Source organism: Vibrio sp. L85, from assembly GCF_963871815.1.
Lineage (GTDB): Bacteria > Pseudomonadota > Gammaproteobacteria > Enterobacterales > Vibrionaceae > Vibrio > Vibrio harveyi.
Genome location: NZ_CAWMYL010000234.1, coordinates 36,700 through 48,559, shown reverse-complemented (window position 1 = coordinate 48,559; position 11,860 = coordinate 36,700). Strand labels below are relative to the sequence as shown.

Annotated in this window: 13 protein-coding genes; 8 read left to right on the top strand and 5 right to left on the bottom strand. The window is 45.8% G+C overall.

What is annotated here, in order from left to right; all coding sequences use genetic code 11:
• Positions 1-91: 91 nt before the first annotated feature.
• On the top strand, positions 92-724 hold the full coding sequence (gene msrA, locus AACR11_RS21565; protein ID WP_029788840.1) for a peptide-methionine (S)-S-oxide reductase MsrA: 633 nt from the start codon (positions 92-94) through the stop codon (positions 722-724).
• Positions 725-778: 54 nt separating this feature from the next.
• Here the strand turns inward: msrA and AACR11_RS21560 are convergent, their stop codons facing one another.
• Positions 779-979 carry a DUF1107 domain-containing protein gene (locus AACR11_RS21560; RefSeq protein WP_005450516.1) on the bottom strand — a complete coding sequence of 67 codons (201 nt, stop codon included), beginning with the start codon at positions 977-979 and terminating at the stop codon, positions 779-781.
• 215 nt (positions 980-1,194) lie between these two features.
• Here AACR11_RS21560 and AACR11_RS21555 point away from each other — a divergent pair, with 215 nt between their 5' ends.
• The 7 genes from AACR11_RS21555 (at position 1,195) to AACR11_RS21525 (ending at position 6,811) form a co-directional block, all read left to right on the top strand.
• Entirely contained in the window at positions 1,195-1,746 is a 552-nt protein-coding gene (locus tag AACR11_RS21555) for a YtfJ family protein (protein WP_005450518.1), read from the top strand.
• 205 nt (positions 1,747-1,951) lie between these two features.
• Positions 1,952-2,251 carry a DUF2607 family protein gene (locus AACR11_RS21550; protein ID WP_005450520.1) on the top strand — a complete coding sequence of 100 codons (300 nt, stop codon included), beginning with the start codon at positions 1,952-1,954 and terminating at the stop codon, positions 2,249-2,251.
• A gap of 94 nt (positions 2,252-2,345) precedes the next feature.
• Positions 2,346-3,047 (top strand): zinc uptake protein ZrgA, encoded by a 702-nt coding sequence (gene zrgA / locus AACR11_RS21545; RefSeq protein WP_029788841.1) that lies wholly within the window; start codon positions 2,346-2,348, stop codon positions 3,045-3,047.
• Between the two features lie 52 nt (positions 3,048-3,099).
• Entirely contained in the window at positions 3,100-3,828 is a 729-nt protein-coding gene (locus AACR11_RS21540) for an ABC transporter ATP-binding protein (protein ID WP_029788842.1), read from the top strand.
• Positions 3,825-5,084, top strand: a complete 1,260-nt coding sequence (locus tag AACR11_RS21535) for an ABC transporter permease (RefSeq protein ID WP_005450526.1) — start codon at positions 3,825-3,827, stop codon at positions 5,082-5,084. Before AACR11_RS21540 ends, AACR11_RS21535 begins: the two co-directional genes overlap by 4 nt.
• Before the next feature lie 5 nt (positions 5,085-5,089).
• Positions 5,090-5,584, top strand: coding sequence for a DUF3299 domain-containing protein (locus tag AACR11_RS21530; RefSeq protein ID WP_005450528.1), 495 nt, complete (start codon positions 5,090-5,092; stop codon positions 5,582-5,584).
• Positions 5,585-5,905: 321 nt separating this feature from the next.
• The gene (locus AACR11_RS21525) at positions 5,906-6,811 is read left to right on the top strand and encodes a TIGR03899 family protein (protein ID WP_009698869.1); all 906 of its coding nucleotides are present in this window, start codon (positions 5,906-5,908) and stop codon (positions 6,809-6,811) included.
• Positions 6,812-6,901: 90 nt separating this feature from the next.
• Here AACR11_RS21525 and cysC read toward each other — a convergent pair whose 3' ends face one another.
• The 4 genes from cysC to cysD form a co-directional block, all read right to left on the bottom strand.
• On the bottom strand, positions 6,902-7,519 hold the full coding sequence (cysC, locus tag AACR11_RS21520) for an adenylyl-sulfate kinase (RefSeq protein ID WP_005450533.1): 618 nt from the start codon (positions 7,517-7,519) through the stop codon (positions 6,902-6,904).
• Positions 7,520-7,543: 24 nt separating this feature from the next.
• The gene (locus AACR11_RS21515; protein ID WP_009698870.1) at positions 7,544-9,268 is read right to left on the bottom strand and encodes an SLC13 family permease; all 1,725 of its coding nucleotides are present in this window, start codon (positions 9,266-9,268) and stop codon (positions 7,544-7,546) included.
• A 210-nt stretch (positions 9,269-9,478) separates the two neighbouring features.
• A complete protein-coding gene (cysN, locus tag AACR11_RS21510) occupies positions 9,479-10,909 on the bottom strand; it encodes a sulfate adenylyltransferase subunit CysN (protein WP_029788843.1) in 1,431 nt (476 codons plus the stop codon).
• A gap of 18 nt (positions 10,910-10,927) precedes the next feature.
• Complete coding sequence (gene cysD / locus AACR11_RS21505) at positions 10,928-11,836, bottom strand: sulfate adenylyltransferase subunit CysD (protein ID WP_005450539.1); 909 nt, start codon at positions 11,834-11,836, stop codon at positions 10,928-10,930.
• Between the last annotated feature and the right edge of the window lie 24 nt (positions 11,837-11,860).

The following is an 11,860-nucleotide window of genomic DNA, read 5'->3' as shown; positions in this document are numbered from 1 at the left end:
AGGTTTAACACGGTCTATGTCATCACAACATCATATTCAGACTGAATAGATTTTTTCGCAAAATTAAGACACGTATTAAAGGACAAATACCATGCTCAACAAACAGACAATGATCAGTATAGAAGATGCACTGCCCGGTAGAGAGGCATCAATGCAGATCGACGACACTCATTTTGTCAATCAATCGAGTTTAACGGCGCAGCCACAAGCTAACCAGCAACAGATTTTGTTTGGCATGGGATGCTTTTGGGGAGCTGAACGCTTGTTTTGGCAACTCGATGGTGTGATCTCAACATCGGTCGGTTACGCTGGCGGTTATACTCCAAATCCAACTTACGAAGAAGTCTGCTCTGGAAAAACCGGACACACAGAAGTTGTTCGTGTCGTATTCGATGAAGCGGTAATTTCTATAGAGCAGTTACTTGCGGCATTCTGGGAAAAACACGACCCAACTCAAGGTATGCGTCAAGGCAACGATTTGGGTACTCAATACCGCTCAGCGATCTACACCTACTCTCAAGAACAACAAGATGCCGCTGAAAAATCAAAAGCTCAATATCAACAAGCACTGCAAGAAGATCAACGTTCAGCAATCACTACAGAGATCCAAGCAGCAGGTCCTTATTACTTTGCTGAAACTTACCACCAGCAATACCTAGCGAAGAACCCTAACGGTTATTGTGGTTTAGGTGGTACGGGCGTGTGCTTCCCACCAAGCCTATAAAGTTAACCACAACGAAAAAGAGCGACAAAAGTCGCTCTTTTACAATTCTTGTCATCACACTGGAAGAGATAAAATCGCTTGGTTTACTTCTCTAAATACAGAGAGTTGCTTGGGATTTTTGACATCAGGTAATAGCACTTTTCCGTTGTCAAAACGGAACTCACCAATACCTGCAATTGAGAATTGACCTTTGAATAAAGTCTTAACGAAACGCGCCACCTGACGTGGACGGTACACAGCAAACTCACGTAGCATAACCAACCTCAACATCCTTTTGAGAAAACACCGATTACTCTTTCCTTGGCAACCTTTATGCGCAATTTGCGACGAACTTCATTCTATCAAATTCCAACGTGAACGCAACATTATTAGATGGTATACGTTAAATAATTGTTATGTCAGGTTCTACATTTTTATGCACCGTACGTATATACTTGGTGAGTCTCACAACCCATATGGAACATAACAACATGAAAACTAAGACTCTCCTCCCTCTTCTACTCGCTCTTGCTCCGGGTCTGGCTCTGGCTCATAACCTATCTGTTGGTGAGAGTGTACCCGCAGCAAAAGTCGATGCTTATGGTGAAATCGTACTGCAAGGCGAAGGTGTCGCTTACCAGCCTTGGGCAACTCAAAACATGCTGGGTAAAGTTCGTGTCATTCATGCAATTGCAGGACGCAGCAGCTCAAAAGCGATGAACGCACCACTAATGACAGCGCTAACTGAAGCGAAATTCCCAGAAGACGCTTACCAAACGACTACCATCATTAACCAAGATGATGCTGTTTGGGGAACAGGTTCATTTGTAAAATCATCGGCGCAAGACAGCAAACAAGAATTCCCTTGGTCTTCAATGGTGCTGGATGAAAACGGTGTTGTGGCAAACACATGGGCACTGCAAGAAGAAAGCTCAGCAATCGTAGTCCAAGATAAGCAAGGTAAGATTTTGTTTGTAAAAGAGGGTGCATTAACCCCTGATGAAATCACTCAAGTGCTTGGCTTAATCAAACAAAATATTTAGAACTGTTGATATATGCCCAAGCAACCTTGAGATGCTTGGGTATACAGCTCTCTGCTCATTGCACTCTTTCAACAAAGAGCCCCCTATTTTCCTGAGCGTAAGCTCTTATTTCACCTAGATAATTTACCCAAAACGAACAAAAGTGTGAACTTTTAACGAAAATGGGTGTTATATTATAACACTAGGTATCGTTTCAGGTTTAAAGATGCATTCTCGTTGGCAAGTCACCACACATCATTGGCGTCGCACTGTCATATTACTCAGTGTTGCGCTGCTGCTTACCTGGAACTTTGCAACCATCGCGCATCAACTTGATCTCATCCCAGAACATCATAGCCATCATCATTGCCAGCTGTTTGCTGGTGCACAACATGGTTTGGTCAAGCAGTTACCGGAGATAATCCCTCCAACCTACCAGCGCGCCGCACACTCTGACGTCATAGAACGGCAGTTCAGCCTTAGCGACGTGCGTTATACTGCGCGTGCACCTCCTATTTTTGCTTAAACTTAAGAAGTCCCCTTATAAGAAATTAAGGTTGCTAGTCGCACGATTTGAACTGCAACCACATCAGAAAATTAAGCAAAATTAGGATAAGAAAATGCCATCTAAACACGCTCTAGCTCTTGTTATCGGTCTATCACTAACCGCTACTGCTAACGCTGAAGAATACCGTCAACATGAAGCACACGTGCACGGTCACGTAGAATTCAATATTGCTCAAGACGGTAAAGACCTATTGATCGAAATCACGTCTCCAGGTGCTGACGTAGTGGGCTTTGAGCACGCACCAGAAAGCGCAGAACAAGAAAGTGCACTGAATAATGCTATTGCTGCTCTAAAAGACACGAACAGACTGTTTGCTATCAACCAGCAAGCAAAGTGTGTAATTGAAGATGTACATGTAGCTCACACGCTAGGAGAAGAGTCACACGAAGGTCATGATCACCACGACCATGGAGGTCACGATCATGATAAACATGACCACGAAGGGCATGATCACGATAAACATGACCATGACCATGACAAGCATAAAGACCATGATCATGATGAGCATGATGACCACCACGATCATGACGGTCACGAGCATCACGAAGGTCATGACCATGAACACGGTGGTCATGGTGAATTCACCGTAGAGTACCGCTACCACTGTGATTCAGTTGCAGACCTAAACAGCATAGATACGACTTGGTTTAAGCAATTCCCAGCAACGGAATCTATCAGTGTGAACCTGTTCACTGACACCACTCAGTCTGCGACTAACCTAAGCAAAGACAACGCAAAGATCGCAATTAAATAACTCATATGGCGTGTAAGTACCCACTTACACGCCATTGCTTTGGTGATTTACTATGACTGAAACCACGTCAAACGTTGTTGAGCTATCTAACGCCCAGTTTGTCTGGCCCGGCTCAGAAAACGCGACCATTAACATCCCGCAACTTCACATTGCTCAAGGCGAGCATGTCTTTATCAAAGGTCCTAGCGGCTGTGGTAAATCGACTCTGCTTGCTTTGTTAACTGGCATCAACACACTCACATCTGGCTCACTGTCGGTATTGGACACTGATATCGCCAGCCTAAGAGCAAGCCAAAGAGACAAATTTCGTGCCGATCACATTGGCTATATCTTCCAACAATTCAATTTGTTGCCTTACCTAAATGTGATTGAGAATGTCCTAATTCCATGCCAATTCAGCAGAATTCGCCGCGACCGCGTTGCTCCAAATGCTTCTACGGCATCACTGGAGCAACAAGCAACAACGCTATTAGAGCGCTTACGTTTACCAAAAGCACTGCATGACAAGCCGGTATCAGAGCTCAGCATTGGTCAGCAACAACGTGTCGCAGCCGCACGCGCTTTGATCGGTCAGCCTGAATTGGTGATTGCCGATGAACCGACATCTGCATTGGATCATGACAACCGTAAGGCTTTCATTGAACTATTAATGGAACAAGCCAACCTTGCTAACGCGACACTGGTTTTTGTCAGCCATGACCCGACGCTAGAGTCCTTGTTTGACCGAACACTCAATCTGCCTGAAATCAATCAAGTGCAAACCCTAGGAGCCGCATCATGAGTGCAGTTGTAAAGCTCGCTTGGAAAAGCCTGATGAACCGCAAGGCGACTGCTATTCTCACCATCATGACAGTCGCAATTTCTGTTGTTCTACTATTGGGTGTAGAACGCATTCGAACCCAAGCAAAAGACAGCTTCGCTAACACCATTTCTGGTACAGACTTAATTGTCGGAGGTCGCTCAGGGCAAGTGAACCTGTTGTTGTACTCGGTATTCAGAATTGGTAATGCCACAAACAACATTGACTGGAAGAGCTACCAAGAGTTTGCTAACCACCGCGCCGTAGATTGGGCGATTCCAATCTCGCTGGGTGATTCACACAAAGGCTTTCGAGTCATGGGGACCAACCACAGCTACTTCGAACATTATAAGTACGGAAGTAAGCAACCACTAACCTTCTCTGAAGGTAGAGAATTCAATGGCTTATTTGAAACCGTACTTGGCTCTGATGTTGCGAAACAACTTGGCTATAAAATTGGTAGCGAGATCATCATTGCTCATGGCATCAGTGATGTCGGCTTCAGTCGACACGATAACTTGCCATTTAAAGTGGTGGGGATTCTTGCGCCTACTGGCACTCCGGTGGACAAAACTGTCCATGTTTCTCTAGAAGCGATTGAAGCGATTCACGTCGGTTGGGAAAGCGGGGCTCGCTTAGGTCCGACACCAAGTGCGGCTGAGCTCAAAGCCAGAGACTTCCAACCTAAACAGATCACTGCCATGTTGGTTGGCTTGAAATCACGCATTCAGACTTTTGCTCTGCAAAGACAAATTAATACTTACCCGAAAGAGCCGCTTAGCGCCATCATGCCGGGCGTCGCTCTGCATGAATTATGGGGCATGATGTCGGTTGCAGAACAAGCACTGATGGCAGTCTCAGGCTTCGTAGTCGTTGCAGGTTTATTGGGTATGTTGAGTAGCTTGCTAACCAGCTTACAAGAACGCCGCCGTGAAATGGCAATTCTGCGTGCGATGGGGGCAAGACCTAAACACGTCTTCTCATTACTGATCAGTGAAGCGAGTTTACTGACATTTGCAGGCATCATTACTGGTGTTGCGGGCTTGTATTCCATTCTTGCCCTCTTGCAACCAATAATCCAACAAAGTTATGGTATACACCTAACCTTAACGGCACTGTCGCCGTATGAATGGATGTTGCTTGGCTTTGTACAGTGTGCTGGTATTGTGATTGGCTTCATCCCAGCATTCCGCGCTTACCGACAATCGCTCAGTGATGGAATGACAATTAGGATTTAGTAAAAATGTGGAAAAAGATACTCGCTAGCTGTTTGCTACTGATTTCCTTCACTGCGCCAGTAATGGCAAGTGATGAACCATTAACGCTCGATTGGATTGATCTTGTGCCAGAGAATGAGCGCAAGATGTTCGACAGTGTTGGCATGCCAGCCACTGACCACAATGGTGGTGCGGCACTTCAATCTAAGATTGGTAATGTTCGCCCTGAGCTTAACGGCAGCAAAGTGAAAATCCCAGGCTTTGTCATCCCATTAGAAGGTGATGCGAATACGGTGACGGAATTCCTACTGGTGCCATATTTTGGCGCTTGTATCCATGTTCCGCCACCACCACCAAATCAGATCATCTATGTAAAATTCCCGAAAGGAGCCCCAGTGCAGGAGCTTTGGGATGTCATTTATGTGGTGGGAACGTTAAAAACCGAGACCATTGAACATGAGTTGGCAGAAACTGCCTACGTGATTGAAGGCTCATCAATCGAACCCTACGATGACATGTAACTGTCTGCTTGATTAAATAAATACACTAGGCGTCGGTTCGGCGCCTTTTTTATGCCTGCTGTTTATACGATGTAACGAGATAAATACGCTAACACGCCAACATACAAAACCAAAAGTAGCGCTATCGACAGGTGTTTTCTCAGTTTGCTTGCGTCTGAATATTTCATCACCCCTCCAAAATAACGATAACAATTTTAACAACTCATTATCATTTTGAATAGTCCTTATTCTGTCAAAATCCGGACATGCCTCTCTGGTCGAGAACACAGGAAAGGTGTAAATTTAAGCAAGCGCTAATCGCCAGTCTTGGTAGGAAATGAAATGGCAGAACCAACAAAGCAACCTGTTGTTATCGAACACGAACCCACACAACAAAAACATACTCATCATGAAAAGAAGTCTGGCTACATTAAAGACAGTGCAAGCCGTGTTCAAAGCATTGCCCAAATCTACGGGTTAGACGCATTGTTGCAAAGTGATCCTCCAGCTAAAACCGCACTAGAACGCGCTCAATTGCGTGAACAACGCCGCCAAGAGCAAAGACAAAAGAACTTAGAGCAGATCCTAAAACTGGCGCACAGCTCATGTCGAGATGAGACCGCAGGTGAACCTGACCAAGACTGGTTGTATCGTTTTTTCGATATGGCTCAGGACATCCACAACAGCTCAATGCAAAAGTTGTGGGCACAAGTCATGAAGCGCGAAGTGACCAACCCCGGCTCAACATCGATGAAAGCGCTTAAAGTCCTTAAAGATATGTCGCCGAGAGAAGCACAGACTCTGCAACGGGCAGCCACACTGGCATGCAGCTTCGGTGGAGATACCAGTCGCAAACTGCTGATTGGCTACAAAGCGCATGGCGGGATGTTCAGCTTTGGCAAACGCGATACCACTAGCAATCTTAATATGGGCAGCTTCCAGCTTCCTTATTCAAGCTTGTTAGTGTTGATTGAATTGGGACTGCTGCACAGCACTGAATTAGAGTCCGGAGAAATTGGCATTGAAACGCCTTTGATGCTCACCTATCAAGGTAAAAACTTATCACTGCAGGTAAATACGAAAGGCGTGCGCCTGTTGTACTACCGCTTTACCCCAACAGGTAATGAGTTGTGTAAACTGCTCGGAAATAAACCTAACAACCAGTATTACGATCAGATGTTAGCGCTTTTAAATCAGAGATTTAGCGTTCATAGTGAAGCAAAACCTACGGTGAATCACACCGTTTAGTACAGCAAAAAGAGCTTTTGGTCACCTATGATCCAAAAGCTCTTTTATCTGCTCAATGACTTTTTGGTCACCTATGATCCAAATGCTTTTTTATCGGATCACGCCACGTTGTTTAAGGTCGATTAAACACAACTCCACCAGCTCTTCGACACTCTTTTCGCCCGCAGGCAAATCAATTTCTGGGTTTGCTGGTGCTTGGTATTCTGAGTCAATACCGGTGAAATTTGGGATTTCACCTGCGCGTGCTTTTTTGTACAAACCTTTTGGATCGCGACCTTCACATACTTCTAGAGACGCATTGACGAACACTTCAATAAACTCCCCCTCAGGCAGTAGATCACGCACCAATTGACGCTCAGCGCGGTGAGGAGAAATAAACGCTGACAAAACAATCAACCCCGCATCTGCCATCAGTTTTGCTAACTCACCAATACGGCGAATGTTCTCGCGACGGTCTTGCTCAGAAAAGCCTAAATCGCTGCACAAGCCATGGCGCACATTGTCGCCATCGAGCAAATAAGTGTGGTAACCCAATTCGGCTAAGCGATTTTCCAATGCGCCCGCCACCGTTGATTTACCTGCACCTGATAGCCCAGTAAACCAAAGTACCGCAGGCTTCTGCTTTTTTAATCCAGCACGAAACTGTTTATCAACCGAGTGCTGATGCCAAACGATGTTTTCATCTTTTACCGGAGTTTCGGCAGTCATAACGTATCCTTGTAAATTTACAGATTAAAACGGAAAGAAGACCGGAATCAGCGTCAGTACTAGCACTGAATACACAATGGAAATCGGCACGCCAATTCGCACATAATCGGTCAATTTGTAATTCCCTACGCTGTATACCAACAAGTTGGTTTGGTATCCGTAAGGAGAGATAAAACTGGCACTGGCACCAAACAGCACCGCCATAATGAAAGGCATTGGGTCAACGCCATAGCCTACCGCCATGCTATAGCCAATAGGGAAAGACAGCGCCGCCGCCGCATTATTGGTGACAAGTTCCGTTAGCACCAGAGTCATGATGTAAGTGGCAACTAAAGCGCCAAACACGCCCCAGCCATTAAAGGCTTCGATAAACATATTGCCCATACGCACCGACAAGCCGGATGAAATCATCAATTGCGCAATAGATAACGCAGAGCCAACAATCACCACGATATCAATTGGGAAGCGACGACGAAGTTCAGAAAGTTGAATCACACCAAAGGCAAGTAGCGCAATCAAATACGCCGCCAGACCTTTGATAATAGGTACGAGTTCCAACAACGCACAGCCAATCACTGCAGCAAAGCCAAACAACACCAAGGCCGATTTATTCGCATCCAAACGTGCACTCGAATCTAAATCGTTCACCAACACGAACTCTTTACGATGCGCACGGCGTTCTGCTTCAAAGCGCTTACCAGGAACTAAAACTAACGTATCACCTGCGGCTAAAGTGATATTGCCTAAGCCACCTTCAAGACGCTCATGACCACGGCGAATCGCCACGACCACCGCATCAAATCGATCTCGAAAACGGCTCTCTTTAAGCGTTTTATGGCAGAAGGTCGCCGATGAGCTCACCACCACTTCCATAAAATTTTGTCCGTTGAGGTGTTGATGACCAAACAACGTTAAACCTGGGATCTCTTGTAGCGTCGCAACACTCTCTACATCACCACAAAATAGTAATCGGTCTTTAGCATTAAGCACAAAATCAGGACCAACAGAAGGTACACTGACACCATCGCGTATCACTTCAGCCAAGAATAGTTTTCTCAGTGCGCGTAAGTTATTTTCCGTAATAGTACGTCCAACCAGTGGCGAGCCCGGTTCGACACGAGACTCCAAGAAGTAAGGTAAGTCCTCTTGGTTTTGGTCATCGTAATTAGGTAATAGATAGCTCAGCGGAATGAGAATAAGCACACCGCCCACCAACACCGCTAAACCAATCATGGTTGGAGTAAAGAAGCTCAAGCTTGGCAGACCGGCATCTTCGACAAAGCTGTTGATGATTAAGTTGGTCGAGGTTCCAATCAGAGTCAACGTGCCACCAAAAATCGCCGCATAAGAAAGGGGAATTAAAAGCTTAGAAGGCGCGTGTTGTTGATTACGTTTTATCGCACCAATTAATGACACCACAACGGCAGTATTATTAGTAAAAGAAGAAAGCAAAGCAGTAGAAAAACCCAACTTAGCGATCACACTGCCAAGGTGCCCTTCAGAAATACTGCGACTGACCCAACTGATTAATAGCGTTTTTTCTAATGCGCTCGATGCAAGAATCAACAACACCAAGGTCAGAAGTGAAGAATTAGTAAAGTTTGCCGCAATGGTATTGAGCTCAATCATCCCCGCCATAAACGCAATGAAAGCGGCCCCAGCAAATACGTAGCTTGGTTTGATTTTGGTTACGAGCAAACAAGTGATAATGCCAAGCAAAATCGCTAATACAAATCCTTGTTCCCACATAGCCAATCCTTACCAATAAACCCGATACGGGCACAACAACGACTCGTGCAAACTTAGCTGCACGGAGTGACAAACGAGTAACCAGACAAAAAAGCAAAGCAAGCGAAAAAGAACGCCAGAATGCTCGGTTTCTTGGGCTTCCGAAGCATTCTGGATTCGGGGAAATTAGCCTGGCAGGTTTCGCAATCCCGTCAGGCTCGGTAAACCTAATTACTTCTTCAGTAATAGGCTCAGGTCTTTAGCTTCCCAGTGTGGGAAGTGTTTACGAACGAGAGCATTGAGTTCAAGCTCGAACGCAGAAACATCCGTAAGACCACGCTCAACAGCAGCCAAACTTTCTTTCACCATGCCGGCACCTACTGTTACATTGGTTAGACGATCGATGATGATGAAACCGCCGGTATCGGCACAATCTTGGTAGTTATCCAATGCGACAGATTCGTTCAGCGACCACTCACACAAACCGATGCCGTTGAGTGGCAATTCAGCTGCACCGTGAGTAGAAAGATTGTTGATGTCGTACTGGTGACGAATCGCTTCAACGTGACCAACCGTCTTCTTACCAGCAATCTTAATGTCGTAATCACGACCCGGTTGCAGCGGTTGCTCTGTCATCCACACCACGTCAGCCAACAAGTGGTTAGTTGACTCTACTTGTGCATTTTCCAGCACCAGCAAATCACCACGACTGATATCAATTTCGTCATTCAGAGTCAGCGTCACAGCCAGACCTGCTTGTGCTTCCTGTACATCGCCATCAAAGGTCACGATGCGTGCAACGGTTGAGGTTTTGCCTGATGGCAGCGCCTTGATCGCATCACCTACTTTCACTGAACCTGATGAAATCGTGCCCGCAAAACCACGGAAATCGAGATTAGGACGGTTTACATACTGAACAGGGAAACGGAAATCACCTTCGCCTTTCTCATGGTCAACATCAACAGTCTCAAGTAGCTCAAGCAGAGATGGACCTTCAAACCAACTTAGGTTCTGTCCTTTCTCTACTACGTTGTCGCCTTCTAGCGCTGACAACGGAATGATTTGGATATCCGTCTCACCCGCTAGGTTTTCTGAGAACTGTAAGTACTCATCACGGATCTCTTCAAAACGTTCTTGTGAGTAATCCACCAAGTCCATTTTGTTGATAGCGACAACAAAGTGTTTCAAACCCAGTAGGTTAGAAATGAATGAGTGACGACGCGTTTGGTCCAACACTCCTTTACGTGCATCAACCAGAATCACAGCCAAATCACAGGTCGATGCACCTGTTGCCATGTTACGCGTGTATTGCTCATGCCCTGGCGTATCAGCAATGATGAACTTACGTTTCTGCGTCGAGAAATAACGGTAAGCCACATCAATGGTGATGCCCTGCTCGCGTTCTGCTTGTAGACCATCTACCAGCAATGCCAAATCTGGCTTTTCACCCGTGGTGCCTACGCGTTGGCTATCCGAGTGAACCGCAGCTAGCTGATCTTCATAAATTTGTTTTGAGTCGTGGAGTAAGCGACCGATTAGGGTACTTTTACCGTCATCTACCGAGCCACAAGTCAGGAATCTAAGTAACGACTTGTACTGGTGTTGTTTTAAATAGCCTTCAATACCAAGCTCGGCTAACTGAGCTTCAACTGCACTGTTCATTATCTTTCCTTAGATCCTTTAGAAGTAACCTTGACGTTTCTTAAGCTCCATCGATCCTGACTGATCGTGGTCGATCGCACGACCTTGGCGCTCACTTGAGGTTGCCACCAGCATTTCTTCGATGATGCCTGTTAGCGTGTTTGCTTCAGACTCAATCGCGCCAGTCAGTGGGTAACAACCCAAAGTACGGAAACGAACACTCTTCTCTTCAATCACTTCACCTGGTTCTAGCTCCATGCGGTCATCGTCTACCATGATCAGCATGCCATCACGCTCAACAACCGGTCGCTTGTCTGCAAGGTACAGAGGCACAATCTCGATGTTTTCTAGGTAGATGTATTGCCAGATATCCAGCTCAGTCCAGTTTGAAAGTGGGAACACACGAATGCTTTCCCCTTTGTTTACTTGACCGTTGTATGTTTTCCAAAGCTCCGGACGTTGGTTTTTCGGATCCCAGGTATGGTTCTTATCGCGGAATGAGTACACGCGCTCTTTTGCACGTGACTTCTCTTCATCACGACGTGCACCACCGAATGCCGCATCAAAACCATACTTGTTCAGAGCTTGCTTCAAACCTTGAGTCTTCATGATGTCAGTATGCTTTGAAGAGCCGTGCACAAATGGGCTACAACCCATTGCTAGACCTTCTGGGTTCTTATGAACCAAAAGCTCAAAGCCGTATTTCTCAGCGGTACGATCACGAAACTCGATCATCTCGCGGAATTTCCAATCCGTATCTACGTGCAGTAGTGGGAATGGAATTTTGCCTGGGTAGAAGGCTTTACGCGCAAGATGCAACATGACTGATGAATCTTTACCAATCGAATACATCATGACTGGGTTATCGAACTCAGCCGCAACTTCGCGGATGATATGAATACTCTCCGCTTCGAGTTGTTTAAGGTGAGTTAAACGTTGTTGGTCCATGTTTTGTCTTTCCTTTTTAAGCTT